Origin of the sequence: Zhihengliuella halotolerans (genome assembly GCF_004217565.1) — a bacterium.
In the GTDB taxonomy this organism is placed as follows: Bacteria; Actinomycetota; Actinomycetes; order Actinomycetales; family Micrococcaceae; genus Zhihengliuella; species Zhihengliuella halotolerans.
This window is the reverse complement of the sequence record NZ_SHLA01000001.1, coordinates 810,867-833,197: the sequence shown is the minus strand read 5'-3', so window position 1 is coordinate 833,197 and position 22,331 is coordinate 810,867. Positions and strand designations below refer to the sequence as shown.

Genomic DNA, 22,331 nt, shown 5'->3' with positions numbered 1-22,331 from the left:
TCCCGAACCGCCTCGGCCCGCAGCGGCCGACCCACGTAGACTGGAGGCCATCATGACGGAAACCAGCCAAGCATCCCCTCCCACCCCGCTGACGGAGCCCCGGGAGGGCGTGCCGCTCGTCGTCAACACCGAGTCCGGGCTGCGCCGCGCCGCCGAAGCACTCGCCAACGGCAGCGGCCCCGCCGCCGTGGACGCCGAGCGGGCCTCGGGCTACCGCTACGGCCAGCGCGCCTTCCTCGTGCAGGTGAGGCGCGAGGGCGCGGGCACGTGGCTCATCGACCCCGAGGCGTTCGAGGACCTCAAGCCGATCGACGAGGCCTTGCGCGGCGTCGAGTGGATCCTGCACGCCGCGACCCAGGACCTGCCGTGCCTGGCCGACGTCGGCATGCACCCGGACGCGCTCTTCGACACCGAACTGGCCGCCCGCATCGCGGGCCTGCCCCGCGTGGGCCTGGGCGCCGTCGTCGAATCCCTGCTGGGTCTGGCCCTGGCCAAGGAACACTCCGCCGCCGACTGGTCCAAGCGCCCGCTGCCCAAGCCGTGGCTGACCTACGCGGCCCTCGACGTCGAGATCCTCGTGGACCTGCGCGCCGAGCTCGCCGAACTGCTGGAGGCGGACGGCAAGCTCTCCTTTGCCCTCGAGGAGTTCGAGGCCATCCGCCTCGCGGGCAGCCCGGCCCCGCGCCAGGATCCCTGGCGGCGCCTCTCGGGGCTGCACGGGCTGCGCGACCGCCGGCAGCTGGCCGCCGCACGCGAGCTCTGGTACGAGCGCGAATCCCTCGCCGAGAACCGCGACGTCGCCCCCGGGCGCATCATCCCGGACAAGTCCATCGTCGCCGCGGCCAAGACCATGCCCGCGACCGTGCCCGCCCTGCTGAACACGCCCGGCTTCCACGGCCGCGCCGCGTCGAAGGAGGCGCCGCGCTGGATCCGGGCGTTGAACGCGGCCCGCAACACGGAGGATCTGCCGCCGATGCAGGTGTCCTCGAACTCGCCGCCCCCACCGCGCGTCTGGGCTGAGAAGAACCCGGACGCGGCTGCCCGGCTGAACACGGCCAAGCCGCGCCTGACGCGCAAGGCCGAGGAGCTGAACATGCCGCTCGAGAACCTGCTGACGCCGGACTTCCTGCGCCGCATCTCCTGGCACCCGCCGCAGCCGATCGACCCGGACACCATCGCCGCCGCCCTGCGCGAGCTCGGCGCACGCGAGTGGCAGGTCCGGCTGACCTCGCCCATCATCACGGTCGCGTTCCTCGACCCGGAGCCGCAGGGCAAGTAGGCACCAACTCAAGGAGGCCCCATGCTCGAAAATGTTCCGCGCATCATCCAGGCGCCCATGGCGGGCGGGCCCTCCACTCCGGAGCTCGCGGCCGCCGTCTCCGGCGCCGGGGGCCTCGGTTTCCTCGCCGGCGGCTACCTCACCGCCGAGAGCCTGCTCGGCGCGGTCCGCGCGGCCAGGGCGCTCACGCACGCCCCGCTGGGCGTGAACCTGTTCGTGCCCGGCCCGCCCGCCGCCGATGTCGATGCCGTCGCCGCCTACCGCGAGCGCCTCGTCCCGCACGCAGACCTCCGCGGCGTGCGCCTGCCCGCCGTCGCGGACCTGCCCTGGGACGACGACGATCACTACCGCGCCAAGCTCGACGCCCTGTGCGCCTTGCCGGCGCCGCCGGAGCTCGTCTCCTTCACGTTCGGCCTGCCGGGGCACGACGACGTCGCCCGGCTGCGCGCACTCGGCACCCTGACCGTCGCCACGGTGACGAACGAGGGTGAGGCCCGCGCCGCCGTCGCGCTGGACGTCGACGGCATCTGTGTGCAGGGACCCGAGGCCGGCGGGCACCGCGGGACCCACGACGCGGCCGCGGCGCCCGACGACCGCCCCCTCGAGGTCCTGCTGCCGGCCGTGATCGCGGCCCTGTCGGAGGCGCGCAGGCGGCCGCACATCACCGCAACCGGAGGGATCGACACACCCCGACGGGTGCGCGAGGTGCTCGAGCTCGGCGCCGACTCCGCGATGGCCGGAACCGCGTACCTGCGCGCGGACGAGGCCGGAACAAACGCGACGCACGCCGCCGCCCTGGCCACCGCCGGGCGCGACACGCTCGTGACCCGCGCCTTCACCGGCCGGACGGCGCGCGGGTTGGCCAACACGCTGGCGCTCGAGGTCGGCTCCGCGGCCCCCTCCGCCTACCCCGCCGTGCATCACCTGACGCGCCCCCTGCGCGCCGCCGCGGCCAGCGCGGGCGATCCCGAGCGGCTGCACCTGTGGGCCGGGACGAACTATGCGGGAGCCCGGCCTGCTCCGGCGGCCGCGATCACCCGGTGGCTCGCCGGCGGTACCGACCCCGCAATTGCCACAGTTATTACCGACAAGTAACATATGGTTCAGGTCACACCGATCGCGACAGTCCGTCGAAAGGATTCTCAATGACGCAGGACACCGCCCAGGACGAGTTCACCCGGTTCGCCGACCTCGCGGCCGAAGTGCCGGACGAGGTCATCACGCACTCCACCACGGCCGACCACGCGCTGCCCGGCGGCCGCACGCTCGCCGTGATCACGCTCGACAACGGCCTCGACGCGAAGCGCCCGACGACGCTCGGCCCCAACACGCTGATCGAGTTCGGCCGCGCCCTCACTGCGGCACGCGACCGCGCCGCCCGCGGCGAGATCCACGGGCTGGCGGTCATCGGCAAACCCGGATTCTTCGTCGCCGGCGCCGACCTGACCACCGTCTCGACGCTGCGCGACAGCACCCGCGGCGGTCAGATGGCCGAACTCGGCCACACCGCCTACTCCCTGCTCGCGGACCTCGGCGTGCCGACGTTCGCCTTCGTCAACGGCGTCGCACTCGGCGGTGGACTCGAGGTCGCCCTGGCCGCGAACTACCGGACCGTGGCATCCGGGGCCAAGGGGCTCGGCCTGCCGGAGGCCTTCATCGGCCTCGTCCCGGGCTGGGGCGGCACGTACCGCCTGCCGCGCCTGATCGGGCCCGAAGCGGCCCTGAAGGTCATGATCGAGAACCCGCTGAACAATAACCGGTCCCTCTCGGCCGCCGAAGCCCTCGACCTCGGCATCATGGACGTGCACTTCGAGCAGGACACGTTCCTCGAGGAGTCGATCGCGTGGGCCGCGTCCGTCCTGGAGGGCGCCGAGGTGCCCCGCCCGCACGCCGTCGACCCGACGACGCCGGAGGGCGCGGCCCGCTGGGACGCCGCGCTGGAGAAGGCCGCCGCGTTCGTCGAGGCCAAGATCTCCAACGCCGCCCCGGCCCCGCTGAAGGTTCTCGAGGTCATGAAAGCCGGCCAGCACCTGAGCCAGGCCGACTCGGTCGAACTCGAGGTCAACGCGCTCGTGGGCCTCATGGGCTCGCACGAGTTCCACAACACCGTCTACGCGTTCCTCGACCTCGTTCAGAAGCGCGCCAAGCGCCCGGCCGGCGCACCAGATGCCGCCCTGGCCCGGCCCATCCAGCGCGTCGGCGTGGTCGGGGCGGGGCTCATGGCCGGCCAGTTCGCGCTGCTGTTCGCCAAGGCCTTGCGCGTTCCGGTGACGATCACGGACATCGACGCCGAACGCGTCGAGCGCGGACTCTCCTACATCCGCGGCGAGCTCGACAAGCAGGTCGCCAAGGGCAGGCTGCGCCCCGAGGACGCGGCCGCCGTCAAGGAGCTCGTCGTCGGCACAACCGACAAGGCGGACTTCGCCGACGCGGACCTCGTGATCGAGGCCGTGTTCGAGGAGCTCGAGGTCAAGAAGAAGGTCTTCGCCGAGGTCGAGGCCGTCGTCTCATCCGAGTGCATCCTCGCGACGAACACGTCGTCTCTCTCCGTGACCGCGATGGCCGCGGACCTGACGCACCCCGAGCGCGTCGTGGGCTTCCACTTCTTCAACCCGGTCGCCGTCATGCCCCTCGTCGAGATCGTCGCGACCGAGAAGACCGACGACGCCGTCGTCGCCACCGCGTTCGCCCTCGCCAAGGGTCTGCGCAAGACCGCGGTCCTCGTCCAGGACGCCGCCGCCTTCGTGGTCAACCGCATCCTGCTGCGCCTCATGGGCGAGATCCAGAACGCGTACGACGACGGCACGCCCGCGCTCGTCGCCGACCGCGCCCTGCGCCCGATGGGCCTGCCGATGACGCCGTTCACGCTGCTGGAGATGGTCGGCATCCCGGTCGCCCAACACGTGATGGAGTCCCTGCATGCCGCCTTCGGCGACCGCTTCCGGGTTTCGGCGAACCTGCAGCGCCTGATCGAAAACAAGGTCACCGGCCTCTGGGTCAGGAACGACGACGGGAGCTTGTCCATCCCCGAGAGCACGACCTCGCTGCTGACCTTCGGGGACTCGCCGTCGACGTCCGAGGAGCTGCTCGCGCGGACCCAAGACGCCCTCGCCGAGGAGATCGGCCTGCTGCTCGCCGAGGGCGTGGTGGCCAGCCCCGAGGACGTGGACCTGTGCATGATCCTCGGCGCCGGCTGGCCGATGCACCTCGGCGGCATCACGCCGTACCTGGATCAGGTCGGGGCATCCGAGCGCGTGAACGGACGCCGTTTCCACTCCTGAGCGCGGCACCGGTGCCCGCGCGGCGTCGGATCGGTAAGCTTTCGTCATGACCGATTCGACGCCCGCGACCACCGCCCCAGCCCACACGTCCCGCCGCCGCGTCCTCGCCGCGGCACCCGCCGCCGGTGCCGCGGCCGCCCTGGCCGCGTGCTCCGGCCCGGCCGAGCCCTCTGCCGTGCCGACGGCCCCCTCCGACGCCGCGGCCCACGTCGTCGCGCCCGCCGCCGACCTGCCCCGCGGCTCCAAGCTCGCCGTCGAGATCGACGGGCGCAACTACCTGCTGTTCCGCCCGAGCGAGACCGACGTCCTCGCGTACCGCGCGCTGTGCACGCACCAGGGCTGCCAGGTGATGGTCGGCGAGGCGGACGCCTTCCAGTGCCCGTGCCACAATTCCGAATTCTCGCCGGAGGACGGAGCGGCCGTCGCGGGGCCCGCGAAGGACCCGCTCGAGCGGTTCGCCGCCGAGATCGACGGCGAGGACGTCGTCGTCTACGTCTAGGACCCGCCAGGCTCAGGACCGTCACGGCCGGTGAGCCGGATGCTCTCCTGCGCGACGGCGGCGGCGAACGACTCGTCGTGGGTGCTCACGAGCACCCCTGCGCCCCGATCCAGCGCGTCGCGGATCACCGACATCAGGAACCGGCGGCCCGCGGCATCGAGCGCGACGGTCGGCTCGTCCAGCAGCAGTACGCGCGGTCGCCGAGCGAGGACGGACGCGAGCGCCACGAGCCGCCGCTGCGAGGCGGGCAGCTCGTAGGGGTGCGCCCCTGCGGCGCCTTCCAGGCCGAGCCGCGCCAGCGTGTCCGCGACGGCTGGGTTCCGCCGACCCCCGGCCAGCCCGAAGCCGACCTCCCGTTCGACCGTGCGCTCGAAGAGCTGGTCCGCGGGGTTCTGCAGCAGCAGGCCGGGCTCCTCGACGCGCACGCGGCCGGCCTCGGGGGCCAGCAGGCCCGCTGCGGCCTTCAGCACGGTCGTCTTTCCGGCCCCGTTGGGCCCGAGAAGTGCCGTGCAGCGCCCGGCGGCGACCCGCAGGTCGAGGCCCTCGACCGCGGGTAGGGCGGCACTGCGGTGGCGCAGCCGGACACCCTCGAACTCGAGCAGGACCTCCGCCCCGGTCGCGCGGGGCCGCGCCTCCGGATCATCCACATCGATCAGGACTCCGTGCTCGCCCGCCGCCGCCCGGACCTCGCCGGGCGTCCCGGCGGCGACGATGCGCCCGTCGGAGAGCACGTGCACGACGTCGGCCTCGCGGATCAACTCGTCGTACTCCGCGGCGAGCGCCACGACCGCCGTGCCTCGGGCGCGCAGCCGCGCAATGAGCCCGAGCACCTCCGCGCGGACGTGCGCGTCGAGCCCGGCGAGCGGCTCGTCCAAAACGAGGACCGCGGGTGCCGCGACGGCCAGCGCCGCGATGGCCACGAGTCGCTCCTGCCCGCCGGAGATCCGTTCAGGGGAAGAAGCGAGCAGCCCGGCGATCCCGAGCCCGTCCGCGACCGAGTCGACGGCGGCGGACATCCGTGTGCGCGGGACATCCGCGTTCTCGAGGCCGAAAGCCAGCTCCTCGCGCACGGTGGCGCGCACACCCGAAAGGTAGTGGCGGGCGTCCTGGGGCAGCAGGCCGACGCGCCGCGCCCACGCCGCGACGTCGATGCGCGGGGCTCGCCCGGGGCCGAAGTCGAGCCGCTGGCCGGTGACGTCGAGGCGCGCGGTGAGCCGGTCGCCGTCGTTCCCGGCGGCCTCCGAACCGAGCGCGGCGCGCGGCAGCAAGCCGGCCGCCACCGCCCCGAGCGTGGACTTGCCGCTGCCGGCCGCCCCGACGATCCCGACAAGCGCGCCGGCTGCCACCTCGATCCCGACGCCCGCGAGGGCGTCCTCCGCCGCCTCCGCGTAGCGAAACGCCTCGATCTCCGCGCCCAGGATCACGCTCACGCGTCGCCGCCTGGAAGCAGTGCGGGCAGCGCCAGCAGGGCGGCCGGCGCAACGACGGCGGCGGCGAGCGCGATGCGCCGCACCACGCGTTGGGCACGGGAATCGGGCACCACGCGCAACCGGGTGACCCGGGTGCGCGGCGGGAAGCCGCGGGCGGCCAGGTGCGGGGCGCGGTCGGCGGCATCGTGCACCGCGGAGAGTACGAGCGGCACCGAGCGCAGCCGCAGCCGGGTCCACCACCCGACCGGCCCGCGGCCGATGCGCGCCCCGCGCAGGGCCTGGGCCTCGCCGATCGCGCGCTGGCGGGCGGCGAGGCGGGGCAGCACCGAGAGCGACGCGGCGACGAGGTAGCCGGCCTGCGGCGGGGCCGGCGAGAGGTCGACGCCGGCGACGAGGTCGTGCGGGTCGATGACGAGCGCGCACAGCAGCCCCACGACGACCAGGACGGACAGCCGCGCGGCGAGGCCGGCCGCGGTCTCGAGCCCCTCTTCGGTGATGCGCAGCGGCCCGGCCGACGCGAGCACCCGCTCCCCGGTGCGGCCGACGAGGCCGTGGATGATCAGCTGCGACCCCCAGGCCGGGGTGAGGATCGCGAGCGCGGCGGCCGCGAGGCGCGTCAGCTTCCCGGCGGCCGCGGCGAGCGCGAGGCACGTGAGCACGACGGCGAGAGTGACCAGCCAGGTGCCGAGCGCCGTCGTCGTCGTGACGACCGCCGCGGCGACGGCGAGCACGGTGAACGGGTGCAGCCGGGCGAATACGGGCATGACGGCGGGCGCCGGATTATCCGGCGCTGCGGCGGGCGAGGACGCGGTAGCGGCGGACGAAGCCGAAGCCGGAGGTCAGCCGGGCCGGCAGCGCGTAGACGAGCAGCGCGGCGACGAGGAAGGCGATTGCCTTGTCACCCGGGTCGGAGACGAGGGCCTGCTTCGTGACGGCGCCGAGCAGCGAGTCGCCCATCGCGCGGAAGGCTCCGACGAGGGCGCCCGTGCCGACGCCGGCGGTGCCGCCGTAGACGAACGCGGCCACGGGGGCGGAGACGACGCCGGCGATCACGCCCGTGACGAGGCCGGCGACCGGAGCCAGGTAGACGCGGCGCAGCGCCCCGACGCGGGCCGCGGCGCCGGCGAGGAAGCCGACGAGCGCGGCGCCGGCGGCGAACGGCAGGACCGTCGGGTTGAACAGCGACCAGACGAGGATGCCGAGCACGCCCGTGGCCGCTCCGGCGCGGCGGCCGGCGAGGAAGCCGACGAGCACGGTGCCGATCGAGTCGACGTAGAGCGGGATGAGCGTGTAGCCGACGAACTGCCCGAGCAGGATGTTCAGCGCGAGCGCAACCGGGATGAGCGTGAGCGCGGCCGGCGGCAGCTGCGGCAGGGCGGCACCGAGCAGCAGCAGCGCGGCGGCAAGGTAGGCGCCGAACGTCGCGAGGGCCACTCCCTGTCCGAGGCCGTCGACGAGACCCTCGGGCTGGGTAAGGACGAGTGCGGCATACGTGCCGGCCAGCAGCAGGATGCCGGCGGCAGTGAGCAGGCGGGCGCGCCCCGAGCGCGGGGCCGCGTCGGGCAGGGTCAGGGATTCGGACATAGGTGTTTTCCTCAAGGGTGCGGCGTGCGTGCGGTTCCGGCGGGATCCCGCCGGGTACGCCCTATGTCACCTCGGGCCGGGCAACGATTCTATCCGATACCCGCGCCCCGCCCCTGGTCGCCGTCGATACGGCGTGCGAGGGCCGCAGTGCGCGTCACGAGCTCGTCGAACCCGGCCGCCGGATCGTTCCAGGAGACCACGTGCGCGTTCGCCGGGCGACCCCAGAGGCCGCGGTAGTCCGCCACGGTGGTGCCGAGCAGCAGCGGCGACTCCGTCTCGACGTCGACGTTCGCCGGGCGCGCGCGGTACTCGAGCGTGCCTGCGGCGATCCCGGCGGCGAAGTAGTCGTGCACGTGGGCGATGAAGCCCTGGTCGTACTTGCGGTGGAACTCGAAGTAGAAGCGCAGCGCATCGGAGAGGTAGCGCACGAGCGGGTTCGACGCGGCGCTGCGCGTGCCCTCCGGGTCCGTGGCCAGAACGTGCTCGGGCGCCGCGCACCCGGCAGCGGCCGCGAGCTCGCCGACGAGCTCGGGCTGCATCTCGAAGCGCTCGGTCGTGTCGAGCGAGCAGAGCACGGGCAGCTTCTCCGGCTCCAGGCCGGCCTCGGCCGCCGCCGTGTAGGCGGCGAAGACCTCTCGCGCGGCGTGCGGGTCCACGTGCGTGTTCCATTCGGCGGTCGGGGTCGTGTTGCCCTGGTGGTAGAAGGCGCCGCCCATGATCACCACGCCCTTGAGCAGCCGCGGCAGCTCCGGCTCGGCCCGAAGCGCGAGCGCGAAATTGGTCAGCGGGGCCGTGATCAGCGCCGTCAGCTCCCCCGGATTCTCCCGGGCGGCGCGGATCCAATGCCCGACGGCGGCCGGCACCGCCGTCGTCGTGCCGTCCTCTTCCGCCCGGGACGACGTCGGCGCGTCCAATTCCGCATAGCCCACGCCCTGCGGGCCGTGGGTTTCAGGCGTCGTGACGAGCGGGATCCGCAGCGGGGCCCGCGCACCGATGAGCACGGGCACCTCGGGCCGCTCGCAGAGCGCCAGCAGGGCGCGATTGTTGGCCGCGACCTGCTCGGCGTCCACATTGCCCGGGGTTGAGGTGACGGCGACGAGCTCGACGTGCTCGCACGCCGCCAAGTAGGCCAGCGCGAGGGCGTCATCGATGCCGGTGTCGTTGTCGAAGAGGATCTTCACGGGCGCGGGCGCGGCGTCGGTGTGCATGCCGACCAGCGTAGTCATTCGCGCCTCATGCATACTCATTCACACTTGCGCATAAAAATTGTTTTTCGCCTCGAAAAGGCCTAGGCTGTGGTCCATGTCAAAAGTCCTCACCTCCCTCCCCGTCGGCGAACGCGTCGGCATCGCTTTCTCCGGCGGCCTGGACACGTCCGTCGCCGTAGCCTGGATGCGCGACAAGGGCGCCGTCCCCTACACCTACACCGGTGACCTCGGCCAGTACGACGAGACGAACATCGACTCCATCCCGGGGCGCGCCCTCGAGTACGGCGCCGAGAAGTCCCGCCTGGTCGACTGCAAGCCGCTGCTCGTCGAGGAGGGCCTCGTCGCCCTCGCGTGCGGCGCCTTCCACATCCGCACCGGCGGCAAGCCGTACTTCAACACGACCCCGCTGGGCCGCGCCGTGACCGGCACCCTGCTGGTCCAGGCCATGCGCAAGGACGGCGTGGACGTCTGGGGCGACGGCTCGACCTACAAGGGCAACGACATTGAGCGCTTCTACCGGTACGGCCTGATGGCCAACCCGAACCTGCGCATCTACAAGCCGTGGCTCGACCCGCAGTTCGTGCACGAGCTCGGCGGCCGCCAGGAGATGAGCGAGTGGATGACCGCGCACGGCTTCCCGTACCGCGACTCCGCTGAGAAGGCCTACTCGACCGACGCCAACATCTGGGGCGCCACCCACGAGGCCAAGACCCTCGAGTATCTCGACACCTCGCTCGAGACCGTCGAGCCGATCATGGGCGTGAAGTTCTGGGACGAGTCGGTCGAGATCAAGACTGAGGACGTCACGATCGCCTTCGAAGCCGGCCGCCCGGTCTCGATCAACGGCGAGAAGTTCGACGACGCCGTCGCCCTCGTGATGGAGGCCAACACGATCGGCGGCCGCCACGGCCTGGGTATGACCGACCAGATCGAGAACCGCATCATCGAGGCCAAGTCGCGCGGCATCTACGAGGCCCCGGGCATGGCCCTGCTGCACATCGCGTACGAGCGCCTGCTCAACGCGATCCACAACGAGGACACGGTCGCGACCTACCACGAGCAGGGCCGCCGCCTCGGCCGCCTGATGTACGAGGGCCGCTGGTTGGACCCGCAGTCGCTCATGCTGCGCGAATCGATCCAGCGCTGGGTCGGCTCGGCCGTCACCGGCTCCGTCACCCTCCGCCTGCGCCGCGGCGACGACTACACGATCGTCGACACCACGGGCCCGGCCCTGAGCTACGCCCCGGAGAAGCTCTCCATGGAGCGCGTCGGCGACGCCGCCTTCGGCCCGATCGACCGCATCGGCCAGCTGACCATGCGCAACCTCGACATCGCCGACTCGCGTACCCGCCTCGAGCAGTACACGACGACGGGCCTGGTCGCCGGAGCGACCGCGGACCTGATCGGCGACATGGAGGCCGGCGGCGCCGAGGCCATCACGGGCGGCACCGCGGTCTCCGCGGACGACCGCGCGGCCGACGAAGCCCTCGAGCGCGCCTCGTTCGACACCGGCACGGACTGATCACACCGGAAAACGCCCCGTGAGAAACGGTCGCCCAGCTGGCGCTGGGAGGACCACTTCTCGCGGGGCGTTTGCGCGTCCGGTCGGCGGCGCGTCCTAGTCGATGCTGAAAGGCTTCGGCGGGCTCGGGTGCTTCTGCTTCAGGACGGTCGGCTCCGAGTAGGGGGCGACGCCGATGCGCAGCTTCGCCAGATCCAGGTCGTGTTCGCGCACCGCCGCCTTGAGCGCCGGCACAACCTTCTTCGCGTCCGGGGTGAGAATGTGCAGGTTCAGCGTGCCGGTGCCGAAGCTCGTCCGCTCGATCGTGCCGAGGCCGCGCCAGGCCAGGTGCCCGGTCAGGACCTGCACGGCGGTGTCCCGCAGCCGTTCGGCATAGGCGCCGGCGGTCTTGGCGGGCCACTGGGCGATGGCCCAGAACTGCTGCTCGACCGGGATCTCCGCATAGCCGTCCTCGGCGCACTGCGCCTCGAAGGCGGCCAGCAGCGAGGCCCCGGTCTCCTCGTCGACGTCCTTGACGTCCTTCGTCGTGGAGGTGTGCCCGACGGCGCCGTGGTTGACCACGAACTGGCCGAGCGTGTCGTCCTCGTAGGACTCGTACCACGCCTCGCGGAAGTCGAGGCTACCGTCGTCGTTGCGGCGGAAGGTGCGGATGATCGCCATGTTTCTCCTCTGGTCGGTTTCTGCGGGCGAGTCGATCCCGCCCGCCGGAATTCTTCTAGTGCGGGTTCGACGACGGTGCCGCGCGGGCCGCGTCGAACCAGCCCTGCGCGGCATGGGTGACGGTTGTGCGCTCCGCGGCCGCGAAGACTCCCTCTCCCGCACGCGCAGCGGCCAGCAGCTCGTCGGCTGCGGCGCGCAGGCTCCCGGCCAGCTGCTCCGGGTAGCCGAAGACTGCGGAATGCTCCGTGAACTCGTCCTCGTCGTCGATGAAGTCCTCGGCGCCCGCCGTGCGCACGACGTCGAGGTCCATGTCCACGGAGTTCAGCTCCCATCCGGCCGGGGCGAGCCGGCGCCAGCAGATGGCCGTCGAGACGTCGACGTAGACGCGCATGCCGGCCGGGTGGCCCTCATCGTAGAAGGTCGCGACCCACTCGCGGGTGCTGACGCCGGTCCCGGCCGCACCCGAGGCGCTCCCGTCCTGGTGCGGCACAAGGCAGACAGCGTCCGAGGCCGCGAAGAACCCCGCACCCGGCCGGGCGACGAATGCGCCGCCCGCCTGGAAGATCCAGTGCCCGGCCGCATCGGACCCGAGGTAGACGCCGGGCACGACCCAGTGCGGGGCGGCGTCGTACTTCCACGCCCGGGCGACCACCAGATCACCGGGGGCGATCCCCTCCGGCGCGGGCCCTACGTCGGCTGGGAAAGGCGCGGGGATTCGCGCTCGGGGCCAGCTCACAGCTGCGGCAGCTGCCCGGTCGGCAGGTCCTGCCCCTCGAGGGGGCGGGCGAATGGGACCTTGGTGCCGAGCACCTGGGCGACCGTGTCGTGGGCGACCTGCTGCGCGGTGACGCCGACCCGGGCGAGCACCTGGCTGCGCGTGCCGTGCGCGAGGAACTCGACCGGCAGTCCCACCTCGTTGAGCGCGGTGTCGACGCCGGCCGCGCGCATCTCCTGACGGATGCGGGCTCCCACTCCCCCGGCCTTGACGCCGTCCTCGAGGCACACGACGATCCGGTGGCGGGCGGCGAGCGAGACGATCGAGCGCGGCACGGGCAGCACCCAGCGCGGGTCCACAACCGTCGAGCTGATGCCCTGGTCCTCGAGTCGAGACGAGACGTCGAGCGCCATCTCCGCCATCGAACCGACCGCGACGATGAGCACGTCGCGCTCATCGCGGCCCTCGCGCTGCTCCGGCTTGGGTGTGCCGCGGCGGGCGAGGACATCGACTCCGTCCGCGAGTCGTTCGAGGGCCTCCAGCGGCGCCCCGACGCTGCCCTTGGAGAACCGGACCACGGTCGGGGCGTCGTCGACGGCGACGGCCTCACGCAGTTCCTCTCGCAGCGTGTCGGCATCGCGCGGGGCGGCGATGTGGATCCCCGGTACCGACTGGAGCAGCGAAAGATCCCACATGCCGTGGTGGCTGGGACCGTCGGGGCCCGTGACGCCGGCGCGGTCGAGGACCACGGTCACACCGGCCTTGTGCAGGGCTACGTCCATGAGCAGCTGGTCGTAGGCGCGGTTCAGGAACGTCGCGTAGATCGCGACGACGGGGTGGAGGCCACCGTAGGCGAGGCCGGCTGCGCTCGTGAGCGCGTGCTGCTCGGCGATGCCGACGTCGATGACCCGCTCGGGATGACGCTCGGCCATCTTCTTGAGCCCGACGGGGATCAGCATAGCGCCGGTGATCCCGACGATGTCGGGACGCTCGTCGGCGATGTCCGCGATCTCCTCGCCGAAGACGCTGGTCCAGGATTGCTTCGACGGCGTCTCGACGGGCTCGCCGGTCATCGGGTCGATGACACCGACGGCGTGGAACTGGTCGGCCTCGTTCGCGCGCGCCGGCGCGTATCCGCGGCCCTTTTCAGTGAGGGCGTGGACGAGCACGGGCCCCTCGTAGGCGCGCGCCTGCTGGAGGGCTTCGTCCACGCTGGCCTGGTTGTGGCCGTCGATCGGACCGATGTATTTGATCCCGAGGTCCTCGAAGAGACCCTGGGGCGCCCACCAGTCCTTGATGCCCTTCTTGGCCGCGTGGAGCGACTTGTACGCGAACTTGCCCACGCTCCCCCCGCTCTGCAGGCGGTGCTTGACCTTGTCGAGCGTCTCCTCGTAGGCCGGGGAGGTGCGGACCTTGTCCAGCGTCATCTGCCGCAGGCCGGCGAGCTGGTTGGCGAGCCCGCCGATCGTCGGCGCGTACGAGCGCCCGTTGTCGTTGACGACGATGACGAGCCGGCGGTCCTTGTCGGCCGCGATGTTGTTGAGCGCCTCCCAGGCCATGCCGCCGGTCAGGGCGCCGTCGCCGACGACGGCGACGACGTAGCGGTCCGGCTCCCCCGACAGCACGCGGGCGCGGGAAATTCCGTCGGCCCAGGAGAGAGAACTGGACGCATGCGAGGACTCGACGATGTCGTGCACGGACTCCGAGCGGTCGGGATAGCCGGCGATGCCGCCCTCCTGGCGCAGGGTCGAGAAGTCCTGTCTTCCGGTGACGAGCTTGTGCACATAGGACTGGTGCCCGGTGTCGAAGACGATCGAGTCCCTGGGCGACTCGAAGACGCGGTGGATGCCCAGCGTCAGTTCGACGACGCCGAGGTTCGGGCCGAGATGTCCGCCCGTGCGCGCGACGTTGGCGACGAGGAAGCGACGGATCTCCTCGGCGAGTGCGACGACCTGGTCGTCGTCCAGTTCGCGCAGATCGCTCGGTTCGCCAATGGCCTCCAGCAGTGACACTCAGCTTCCTTTCGCCTTCGGCTCGTTCTCTCTCCCACCGCCTTTCCGGCGCGGTGGTCGTCGTCCGTCAATCCTAACCGCCCTCGACCGCGCCGGACGCCGGAGGAGCGTTCTCCGGTGCCTGCGCGTAGGTTTTCGAGAGCAGCCGGTACGACCGCGAGCAGAGGGCCGCGACCGCCAGGCCGATCGACGCGAGACCCGAGACGAGAAACACCAGAGCGATACCTCGTGCCTCGCCGGCCCCCAGGAGCCATCCCCACGTCTGGCGGCCGTCGTCGGAATCCATGTAGGGGATGATCCAGAACTCGGCCAGCGGCGCGATGAGGAACGCCGTGATCGGCGCCGCCGCAGCCTCGAAGGTCATCGCGAACCCGAAGACCCGCCCCTGGATGGCGTACGGGACCACTTTCTGGATCACCGTCTGTTCTGCAGCCTCGATCGCTGGGAGGAGCATCATGAAGATCCAGATCCCAGCGGCGAAGAGCCACCACCACTCGCGCAGCGTGAACGTGGCACCGAGCACCCCCGTGCACGCGACGAGGATCAGCAGCGTGCGGATGGGGTTCTTCCCGAGACCGAATCTGGCGACCATCCCTCCCCCGATGAGAAAACCGGTGGCGGTGATGCCGAGGACCAGGCCCCAGATCTCGACGGGGAAGAGCGTGAGCCCGTAGGGGTCCATGAGCGCCATGAACACGCCGCCGGTGAGGTTGTTCAGCGTCGTGAAGAGGATCAGCGCGAAGAGGCCCGCGGTCATGCACACGGCGATGATCCCTGCCCTGAGTTCCGCGAAGCTCTCTCGTTGCGTTGCACGGGCGATCCGCGGCTCGGGGATCCGGAGCACGAGCAGGTGCGCGAGCACGAGCGTGCAGGATGCCAGCGCGATGACGATCGTCCCGCCCATGCCGAGGAAGCCGATCGAGAGGCCGCTGAAGACCGAGGTGACCATGAAGGCCAGGCCCTGGACGGTGCCGACGAGGCCGTTGGCGTTGGCGCGGCGGTCCGGCACCACGAACAGCGTGACCGTCGTCGACAGGGCGATGTTGCGCAGCTGTTCGACGACGGCGCCGATGAGGACGATCCCGGCTAACAGCCAGAACCAGCCGCGGCTGAGGTCAAGGAGGCTCGGCTCGGGCACCAGCAGGAACATTGCCCACGCCGCCGCGAAGCAGAGCACCGTGAAGACCGTTGACCCGATCATGACCGTGCGTTTGCGGTACCGGTCCACGAGCACGCCGAAGAGAAGACCGAAAAACGCGACGAGCAGCATGTAGGCGCCGCCGATCACGCCGGTCGCCAGGACGGAACGAGTTTCGAGGTAGACCCAGAACGTCAGGCCGAACCAGAGGTAGCTGGTGACGACGTTGGCGACCGCGGTGTTGACCAGCACATGCATGAACGTGCGGTGTCCCGTGCCGTCCGGCCCCACCGCTGGCCCGCCGGCCGGGGCGACGTCTGCCGGAGAACGCTCGTCGTGAGCCATGAGGCCAGAGTAGTCCCCGACCTCCCCCACCGACAGTGGGTCGACTGAGCTCAAACGCTGCTGATGAAATCTGCGTCTACTTGGCGGAGTCCGGACGCGGCACGCACCGTCAGGTGCTTCGATTGCTGTTCTCGATCCTCTTCATCACCGACGCTCGATTTATTTCTCGGCCACTGCTACCGAAAGGCCAGCTCCAGGTCGTCCAGGTGAGGTCGCTTGCCCTCAAAGCCCCCTGACGGAAAGAGCCGGCACCGGCGCATTCAACGGTTGTCATCAATGTCCATCGGAGGCGCACTTACCCAACGACATATAGTGGTTCTTAGATTCACGAGAGGACGACCATGACGGAAGGCATCACCGACCTGTCGGCGGACGATCTGCTCGAGGCGCTCAAGGCGCTGGCCAACCCCGTTCGCCTACAAATCATGGAGTGGCTGCGCGAGCCTGCGCGCGAGTTTGCGGACTATGAAGCGATCGCGGACCCCCAGGAGGTCGGTGTATGCGTGAGCAGCATCCAGACGAGGACAGGCCTCGCTCAGTCCACCGTCTCCTCGTACATGGCAACGCTCGAGCGGGCGGGCCTAGTGCACTCCACCCGAGTGGGAAAGTGGACGCACTATAAGCGCAACGACGCTCTGGTGCGCCGAGTCGCAGCGGCCCTCACTGGAGCCTGACACGCTCACATCGACACATCGCGATTATTCGATATGATCGTCGCATGACAACCGATACTGGCCGTCGACCGGCCGCACTCATCGTCCACGCCCACCCCGAACGAGCCTCGTTCAACACCGCGCAGGCACGAATCGCGCAAAGTGCGCTGGAAGAACGTGGCTACTCGGTGGAGTTCATCGATCTCTACGAACGCAGCTGGAGCCCGGTCCTCGACCGCTCCGAATTCCCAGCCTCAGAACGGCCGTTCAAGCCGCAGCAGGCCCAGCTCGATGCATTCGAAGCCGACACGCTCGCACCTGAAGTTCGAGGGGATCTCGACGCGCTCCTCGGCGCCGACCTGCTGGTGCTGTCGTTTCCGCTGTGGTGGTTCTCCGTTCCCGCGGTCCTCAAGGGCTGGCTCGACCGAGTTCTTATCATGGGAGCGACCTTCGGCGGCAAACACGGACTCTACGAGCAGGCTGCGATGACCGGTCGCCGCGCCGTGCTACTCACGACAACGGGCGGATCTCCTGCCTCGTTCGAGCGCGGGGGCGCGTTCGGGGACATCAACGACTTCCTGTTCCACATCCACCGCGGCGTTCTGGAGTTCGTCGGCTACGACGCACTGCAACCCATCATCACCTACGGCCCGGCGCACCTCGAGCACGCGGCACGCGTCCAAGCCCTCGAAGGCATCCGGGAGGCCTTCCTGAATCTCTCCGACCGACCTCTTGTGCGCAGTTCCCGCGCGCACCCACCCGTCGCAGTAGGCTGACCCGCTGCCACCACAGAGGAAGACCCCCCATGCGAGAACTATCGATCGCTTCAGCGCAGCTGACGATCTCCACCTCATCCAGATACCGAGCCCGGAAGCCGGATCAGGTGAAGTCCTGATCAGAGCCCTATCGAGCGCCGTCATTCCTGTGGACCACAAGACCAGAAACGGAGACATCGAAAACTCCGCGCCACCGCTCCCCTTCACTCTCGGATGGGAACTGGCAGGCATCGTCATCTAAGACCCCGCCGGGACGTTCGCGCCCGGGGAGTTCGTGATCGCGATGACGAACCAGTTGAGTACGGGCCGCGGCGCCTGGTCAGATCTCGCTTCACTCCCTGCCGAGGACGTAGCCTTCGCGCCGATCTCGGTGGGGCTCGTCGACGCAGGGACATTGCCTCTTCCCGGGTCGACCGCCTTGCAGGTGCTCGATTGGCTGGATCTCCAGGAAGACTCCTCTCTCCTTGTCACGGGGGCTGTCGGAGCAGTCGGCAGGATCGCCGCCCAGATCGCGGTCAGCCGTGGCGTCCGCATGGACGCGGTAGCGGCCCGGGAATCCCAGATCGAAGGCGTCCTCTCCTTGAGAGCCGGGAGCGTTGTCACGGACTTCGCCGAACTGCCCGCGCGTTCCTACGACAGGGGCTTCGACACACACGGGGCCAACGCCTCGGAGCAGATCCGAGACGGCGGCCGGTACGCCACCATCGCCACGCAGGCCGGACCTTCGCTGGATCTAGCCACCAGGGGCGTCATCAGCGAGCTCCACCAGGTTCGCAGCGACGGCGAGTGTCTTCGCCGGCTCGTCGAACTCGTCGACGGAGCACTCGTCGCGCCACGGGTCGGCCCCGTGTTCTCAGTCGAAGACGTCGTCCGCGCACGCCGGTGATTCGCCGAGGGGGCCTCGATGGGAAAGTCGCCTTGGTCTTCTAGATGAGCGACTCGGACATCCGCACCGAGTCCACATGAGCGTCACTCGAGACGCAAGCCTCGTGCTCCCGAGCTTCGCCAACGCGCGGCAGTTCAGTCATACGTCCCGGCAGGCCGACACTCCGGGGCGGGCACCAGTTTCCCAGCACACACTGAGACTTGGTTCGCTGGCTTCCTGCATCGCCCTTCGCCGGTCATCCACAGATCCACTCCCAAAGGCAGCACAACACGCTTGGTCAAGCAGCGTCGATAGGAGTGAACGGGCTCTGCCCAGCAGGCTGGTGAAGCGCCTCTGCTCACCTGCCTCGACCGCGGTACGGACGTGCAGACCAGCAACCGGCCCGACGGGAACCTCGTCGTCGTAGGCGCGTGCGAAGCCGGGCAGACGAGCACTGCCGGAGCAGGGAAACCGGGAACACCTGTGCGTGGGTTCACGCCGCCTACGGGTGCCTGACGCCTTCGCCGGCGAGGACCGAACGGTACCCCTCTTTGTAGGTCGGAAAAGCGAATCGAAAACCCGTGCCGCGAAGTCTGTCGTTGACGCAGCGTTTGTCACCGCCGCGGGCGACTGGGACCGGCCCCACTGGAAGTTCGCCACAGTCCATCTCCCGGGAAAGAAATCGCAGGACATCGCCCAAGTCTGCCGATTCGTCATCGACGCCGAGATAGAGCGGCTGCGGCGCGGCCGCCGCGGAGGCAAGATGCACGATGGCCGCAGCAGCATCGTCGCGGTGGATTCGATTCGTCCGGCGGGGCTCTTCCGGCACGACGGCGCGCCCCTCCTTGACCATATCGATGAGGCGTGTCCTGCCCGGGCCGTAGATGCCACCCAGGCGCAGTACGACGCCCTCTGTCGAGGTTCCCCTGAGACGGTCGAGAAGGAGCATCTCGGCCTCAAGGAGGATCTGGCCGCTGAAGGAAGCAGGCAACGCCGGCGTGGATTCATCCACCAGGCCGGTTCGGTCCCCGTACACGGCCGTGGACGACACAAGAAGAATGCGCTTCGGCGTCACCCTGTCACGTTCCAAGGCATCCAGAACGTTCCTCACCCCGTCCACATACGCGGTTCGATATGCCTCAGGACTGCGGCGATCGGCGGCGATGGACACCACCACGATGGACACGTCTGCCGGGATGGTCGGAAGCTCCGTGGTGAGGTCTGCCGCCACCGCTTCGAGCCCGGCCGCGGTCAGGAGATCCGGAGTGCGCCGCCATCCGATGACCCGATGGCCCGCCGCGACGAATCTGATACCGGCTTCAGTGCCCAGGTCGCCGCAACCGGCAATCAATACAGTCATGACGCATAGTCTGCCAGCCGTGGACTTCACGATGAAAACTCCGTGCCGCGGTGTCGCAGGCGCGCAGTGGCAACACGTGCCGGAGGCCGACCGACGACGCACTAGTGCCCCGCCAAGCCGAAGCCTGACGGGGCACTAGTGCGAGACTCTGGTCCGACTACTTCAGCAGCGGCCGGACAGCCTCACGATCGAGCAGGCTAGTTGCTGTTGGCGATCTGGCGCAGGACGTACTGCAGGATGCCGCCATTACGGTAGTAATCAGCCTCACCCGGAGTATCGATACGGACAACCGCGTCGAACTCCACCGTGGAACCATCCTGCTTGGCAGCAGTCACCTTCAGCGTCGACGGCGTCGAACCATCATTCAACGCGGTCACACCCTCGATACCGAACGTCTCCGTACCATCCAAGCCCAGCGAGTCAGCCGACTCACCGGCCGGGAACTGCAGCGGCAGAACACCCATGCCGATCAGGTTCGAACGGTGGATCCGCTCGAACGACTCCGTGATCACGGCCTTGACGCCCAGCAGCGCGGTGCCCTTCGCAGCCCAGTCGCGCGACGAGCCCGAACCGTACTCCTTGCCGCCGAGAACGACCAGCGGGGTGCCGGCCTCGCGGTAGTTCTGCGCCGCGTCATACACGTACGACTGCGGTGCACCCTCCTGCGTGAAGTCGCGCGTGAACCCGCCCTCGACGCCGTCGAGCAACTGGTTCTTGATGCGGATGTTCGCGAACGTACCGCGGATCATGACCTCGTGGTTGCCACGACGCGAACCGTAGGAATTGAAGTCCTTGCGATCCACACCGTTCTCCAGCAGGTAACGCCCCGCCGGAGTATCCGACTTGAAAGAACCAGCCGGGGAGATGTGATCGGTCGTGACCGAATCACCCAGCTTCAGCAGCACGCGGGCCCCGGAGATGTCCGCCACGGCCTCCGGCTGCGCCTTCATACCCTCGAAGTACGGGGGCTTGCGCACGTACGTGGAATCCTCAGACCACTCGAACGTGTCGCCGGCCGGCGTGTCGAGCGCCTTCCAGCGGTCGTCGCCATCGAAAACGCCGTCGTAACCCTTGGCGAACATGCCCTCGTCGATCGAGGAGGCAATGACCTCCTCCACCTCGATCGGGGACGGCCAGATGTCCCGCAGGAAGACGTCATTGCCCTCGGCGTCCTGCCCCAGCGCGTCGGCCTCGAAGTCGAAGTCCATCGACCCGGCCAACGCGTACGCGATGACCAGCGGCGGGGACGCCAGGTAGTTCATCTTCACGTCCGGGTTGATCCGGCCCTCGAAGTTGCGGTTACCGGAGAGCACCGCGGTCGCGGCCAGATCGTTGGCCTGGATGGCCTCGGAGATCTCCGGATCCAGCGGACCCGAGTTGCCGATGCACGTCGCGCAGCCGTAGCCGACGACGAAGAAGCCCAGCTTCTCCAGGTACGGCATCAACCCCGACTTCTCGTAGTAGTCGGTGACGACCTTCGAGCCCGGGGCGACCGAGGTCTTGACCCACGGCTTCGAGGTCAGGCCCTTGTCCACGGCGTTGCGCGCGAGGATCGCCGCGGCCAGCATGACCGAGGGGTTGGACGTGTTCGTGCATGAGGTGATCGACGCGATCGAGACCAGACCGTGGTCCAGCGTGAACTCGCGGCCATCAGCCATCGCCACATCCACGGCCTTCGACGGACGGCCCACACCCAGCGCGTCGGCATCGCCGGCGGCGTAGTTGTGGATGTCCTTGCGGAACTGCTCCTTCGCGTCCGTGAGCTCGATACGGTCCTGCGGACGCTTCGGGCCGGCGATCGAGGGCACCACGGTCGACAGATCCAATTCGAGGTACTCCGAGAAACGCAGCTCGCGCGACGGATCGTGCCAGAGCCCCTGCTCCTTCGAGTACGCCTCCACCAAGGCCACGTTCTCCTCGGAACGACCCGTCAGGCGCAGGTAGTCCAGCGTGACGTCGTCGATCGGGAACATCGCAGCCGTGGAACCGAACTCCGGGGACATGTTGCCGATGGTCGCACGGTTGGCCAGCGGGACCGCGGCCACGCCCTCACCGTAGAACTCGACGAACTTGCCCACGACGCCGTGCTTGCGCAGCATCTCCGTGATCGTCAGCACCACGTCCGTCGCGGTCGCGCCCGCCGGGATGGAACCGGAGAGCTTGAACCCGACCACGCGCGGGATCAGCATCGAGACCGGCTGGCCGAGCATCGCGGCCTCAGCCTCGATACCACCGACACCCCAGCCGAGCACACCCAGACCATTGACCATCGTGGTGTGCGAATCAGTACCGACACACGTATCCGGGTACGCGCGCAGCACACCATCAACCTCGCGGGTCATCACGGTCCGCGCCAAATACTCGATGTTGACCTGGTGCACGATACCGGTCCCCGGCGGGACGACCTTGAAGTCATCGAACGCCGTCTGACCCCAACGCAGGAACTGGTAACGCTCCCCGTTGCGCTGGTACTCGATCTCCATGTTCCGCTCGAGCGCACCGGCATTGCCGAACGCGTCGATCTGCACCGAGTGATCGATGACCATCTCGGCCGGAGCCAACGGATTCACACGCGTCGCGTCCCCGCCGAGCTCCTTCACGGCCTCGCGCATCGTCGCCAGATCCACGACACAGGGCACACCCGTGAAGTCCTGCATGATCACACGCGCCGGAGTGAACTGGATCTCGGTATCCGGCTGGGCGTTCTCGTCCCACCCGGCCAAAGCACGGACGTGATCGGCCGTGATGTTCGCACCGTCCTCGGTGCGCAGCAGGTTCTCCAGCAGAACCTTGAGGCTGTAGGGAAGGCTGTCGGCGCCTTCAACGGCATTCAGCCGAAAAATTTCATATTCCTTGCCACTGACGTCTAAAACGCCCTTGGCTCCAAAGCTGTCCACATTGCTCATTGGGACTCCTCTCGCCAGATTTTCATCTTTGTTGCACGCCCAATCTGGCGCCAGTTAGGAATACCTAACCAACACAAGACGGATGGATCGCGGCAGAG

Annotated in this window: 19 protein-coding genes; 9 read left to right on the top strand and 10 right to left on the bottom strand. The window is 69.5% G+C overall.

Annotated features, from left to right (window positions below; genetic code table 11):
- Positions 1 to 52: 52 nt before the first annotated feature.
- From EV380_RS03650 to EV380_RS03635, 4 genes are read left to right on the top strand one after another with little or no spacing between them, the layout of a single operon-like run.
- The gene (locus EV380_RS03650) at positions 53 to 1,279 is read left to right on the top strand and encodes an HRDC domain-containing protein (RefSeq protein WP_130449423.1); all 1,227 of its coding nucleotides are present in this window, start codon (positions 53 to 55) and stop codon (positions 1,277 to 1,279) included.
- Positions 1,280 to 1,300: 21 nt separating this feature from the next.
- A complete protein-coding gene (locus EV380_RS03645; RefSeq protein ID WP_130449421.1) occupies positions 1,301 to 2,374 on the top strand; it encodes an NAD(P)H-dependent flavin oxidoreductase in 1,074 nt (357 codons plus the stop codon).
- A 50-nt stretch (positions 2,375 to 2,424) separates the two neighbouring features.
- Positions 2,425 to 4,560, top strand: coding sequence for a 3-hydroxyacyl-CoA dehydrogenase NAD-binding domain-containing protein (locus EV380_RS03640; RefSeq protein ID WP_130449419.1), 2,136 nt, complete (start codon positions 2,425 to 2,427; stop codon positions 4,558 to 4,560).
- Positions 4,561 to 4,606: 46 nt separating this feature from the next.
- Complete coding sequence (locus tag EV380_RS03635; RefSeq protein WP_130449417.1) at positions 4,607 to 5,059, top strand: Rieske (2Fe-2S) protein; 453 nt, start codon at positions 4,607 to 4,609, stop codon at positions 5,057 to 5,059.
- Here the strand turns inward: EV380_RS03635 and EV380_RS03630 are convergent.
- From EV380_RS03630 to EV380_RS03615, 4 genes are all read right to left on the bottom strand, one after another.
- Positions 5,056 to 6,489 (bottom strand): ABC transporter ATP-binding protein, encoded by a 1,434-nt coding sequence (locus EV380_RS03630; RefSeq protein ID WP_130449415.1) that lies wholly within the window; start codon positions 6,487 to 6,489, stop codon positions 5,056 to 5,058. The two genes, EV380_RS03635 and EV380_RS03630, sit on opposite strands and share 4 nt — an antisense overlap.
- Positions 6,486 to 7,253: a CbiQ family ECF transporter T component gene (locus EV380_RS03625; protein ID WP_130449413.1), complete on the bottom strand. Its 768-nt coding sequence runs from the start codon at positions 7,251 to 7,253 to the stop codon at positions 6,486 to 6,488. Before EV380_RS03625 ends, EV380_RS03630 begins: the two co-directional genes overlap by 4 nt.
- 16 nt (positions 7,254 to 7,269) lie before the next feature.
- Complete coding sequence (locus EV380_RS03620) at positions 7,270 to 8,073, bottom strand: ECF transporter S component (RefSeq protein ID WP_130449411.1); 804 nt, start codon at positions 8,071 to 8,073, stop codon at positions 7,270 to 7,272.
- A gap of 89 nt (positions 8,074 to 8,162) precedes the next feature.
- Positions 8,163 to 9,299, bottom strand: a complete 1,137-nt coding sequence (locus EV380_RS03615; RefSeq protein ID WP_242607491.1) for a nucleoside hydrolase — start codon at positions 9,297 to 9,299, stop codon at positions 8,163 to 8,165.
- A gap of 76 nt (positions 9,300 to 9,375) precedes the next feature.
- Here EV380_RS03615 and argG point away from each other — a divergent pair, with 76 nt between their 5' ends.
- A complete protein-coding gene (gene argG, locus EV380_RS03610; RefSeq protein WP_102158912.1) occupies positions 9,376 to 10,803 on the top strand; it encodes an argininosuccinate synthase in 1,428 nt (475 codons plus the stop codon).
- A gap of 96 nt (positions 10,804 to 10,899) precedes the next feature.
- Here the strand turns inward: argG and EV380_RS03605 are convergent, their stop codons facing one another.
- The 4 genes from EV380_RS03605 to EV380_RS03590 all read right to left on the bottom strand — a co-directional run bounded on the left by EV380_RS03605 (position 10,900) and on the right by EV380_RS03590 (position 15,586).
- Positions 10,900 to 11,463 (bottom strand): hypothetical protein, encoded by a 564-nt coding sequence (locus tag EV380_RS03605; RefSeq protein ID WP_130449409.1) that lies wholly within the window; start codon positions 11,461 to 11,463, stop codon positions 10,900 to 10,902.
- Between the two features lie 55 nt (positions 11,464 to 11,518).
- Entirely contained in the window at positions 11,519 to 12,115 is a 597-nt protein-coding gene (locus EV380_RS03600) for a ribonuclease FAU-1 family protein (protein ID WP_242607490.1), read from the bottom strand.
- A gap of 80 nt (positions 12,116 to 12,195) precedes the next feature.
- On the bottom strand, positions 12,196 to 14,190 hold the full coding sequence (gene dxs / locus EV380_RS03595; RefSeq protein ID WP_130449407.1) for a 1-deoxy-D-xylulose-5-phosphate synthase: 1,995 nt from the start codon (positions 14,188 to 14,190) through the stop codon (positions 12,196 to 12,198).
- Positions 14,191 to 14,263: 73 nt separating this feature from the next.
- Positions 14,264 to 15,586 (bottom strand): MFS transporter, encoded by a 1,323-nt coding sequence (locus tag EV380_RS03590; protein ID WP_242607691.1) that lies wholly within the window; start codon positions 15,584 to 15,586, stop codon positions 14,264 to 14,266.
- Between the two features lie 428 nt (positions 15,587 to 16,014).
- Between EV380_RS03590 and EV380_RS03585 the strand changes: the two genes are divergently transcribed.
- From EV380_RS03585 to EV380_RS03575, 4 genes are all read left to right on the top strand, one after another.
- On the top strand, positions 16,015 to 16,347 hold the full coding sequence (locus EV380_RS03585) for an ArsR/SmtB family transcription factor (RefSeq protein WP_130449403.1): 333 nt from the start codon (positions 16,015 to 16,017) through the stop codon (positions 16,345 to 16,347).
- A 44-nt stretch (positions 16,348 to 16,391) separates the two neighbouring features.
- Entirely contained in the window at positions 16,392 to 17,102 is a 711-nt protein-coding gene (locus EV380_RS03580) for an NAD(P)H-dependent oxidoreductase (protein ID WP_130449401.1), read from the top strand.
- Positions 17,103 to 17,106: 4 nt separating this feature from the next.
- Positions 17,107 to 17,343 carry an alcohol dehydrogenase catalytic domain-containing protein gene (locus EV380_RS17005; protein ID WP_423219041.1) on the top strand — a complete coding sequence of 79 codons (237 nt, stop codon included), beginning with the start codon at positions 17,107 to 17,109 and terminating at the stop codon, positions 17,341 to 17,343.
- Between the two features lie 129 nt (positions 17,344 to 17,472).
- Positions 17,473 to 17,988 carry an MDR/zinc-dependent alcohol dehydrogenase-like family protein gene (locus EV380_RS03575; protein ID WP_207219299.1) on the top strand — a complete coding sequence of 172 codons (516 nt, stop codon included), beginning with the start codon at positions 17,473 to 17,475 and terminating at the stop codon, positions 17,986 to 17,988.
- Between the two features lie 481 nt (positions 17,989 to 18,469).
- Here EV380_RS03575 and EV380_RS03570 read toward each other — a convergent pair whose 3' ends face one another.
- The gene (locus tag EV380_RS03570) at positions 18,470 to 19,327 is read right to left on the bottom strand and encodes an NAD(P)H-binding protein (protein ID WP_130449397.1); all 858 of its coding nucleotides are present in this window, start codon (positions 19,325 to 19,327) and stop codon (positions 18,470 to 18,472) included.
- Between the two features lie 197 nt (positions 19,328 to 19,524).
- Positions 19,525 to 22,233, bottom strand: a complete 2,709-nt coding sequence (acnA, locus tag EV380_RS03565) for an aconitate hydratase AcnA (RefSeq protein ID WP_130449395.1) — start codon at positions 22,231 to 22,233, stop codon at positions 19,525 to 19,527.
- Between the last annotated feature and the right edge of the window lie 98 nt (positions 22,234 to 22,331).

Excerpts from the sequence above, each read along its gene's own strand:
- EV380_RS03605 (WP_130449409.1), bottom strand. The coding sequence starts at position 11,463 with ATGGCGATCATCCGCACCTTCCGCCGCAACGACGACGGTAGCCTCGAC.
- EV380_RS03580 (WP_130449401.1), top strand. The coding sequence starts at position 16,392 with ATGACAACCGATACTGGCCGTCGACCGGCCGCACTCATCGTCCACGCC.
- argG (WP_102158912.1), top strand. The coding sequence starts at position 9,376 with ATGTCAAAAGTCCTCACCTCCCTCCCCGTCGGCGAACGCGTCGGCATC.
- EV380_RS03570 (WP_130449397.1), bottom strand. The coding sequence starts at position 19,327 with ATGACTGTATTGATTGCCGGTTGCGGCGACCTGGGCACTGAAGCCGGT.
- EV380_RS03585 (WP_130449403.1), top strand. The coding sequence starts at position 16,015 with ATGACGGAAGGCATCACCGACCTGTCGGCGGACGATCTGCTCGAGGCG.
- EV380_RS03635 (WP_130449417.1), top strand. The coding sequence starts at position 4,607 with ATGACCGATTCGACGCCCGCGACCACCGCCCCAGCCCACACGTCCCGC.
- EV380_RS03620 (WP_130449411.1), bottom strand. The coding sequence starts at position 8,073 with ATGTCCGAATCCCTGACCCTGCCCGACGCGGCCCCGCGCTCGGGGCGC.
- EV380_RS03625 (WP_130449413.1), bottom strand. The coding sequence starts at position 7,253 with ATGCCCGTATTCGCCCGGCTGCACCCGTTCACCGTGCTCGCCGTCGCC.
- EV380_RS03615 (WP_242607491.1), bottom strand. The coding sequence starts at position 9,299 with ATGACTACGCTGGTCGGCATGCACACCGACGCCGCGCCCGCGCCCGTG.
- EV380_RS03650 (WP_130449423.1), top strand. The coding sequence starts at position 53 with ATGACGGAAACCAGCCAAGCATCCCCTCCCACCCCGCTGACGGAGCCC.
- EV380_RS03640 (WP_130449419.1), top strand. The coding sequence starts at position 2,425 with ATGACGCAGGACACCGCCCAGGACGAGTTCACCCGGTTCGCCGACCTC.
- EV380_RS03645 (WP_130449421.1), top strand. The coding sequence starts at position 1,301 with ATGCTCGAAAATGTTCCGCGCATCATCCAGGCGCCCATGGCGGGCGGG.
- acnA (WP_130449395.1), bottom strand. The coding sequence starts at position 22,233 with ATGAGCAATGTGGACAGCTTTGGAGCCAAGGGCGTTTTAGACGTCAGT.
- EV380_RS03590 (WP_242607691.1), bottom strand. The coding sequence starts at position 15,586 with ATGCATGTGCTGGTCAACACCGCGGTCGCCAACGTCGTCACCAGCTAC.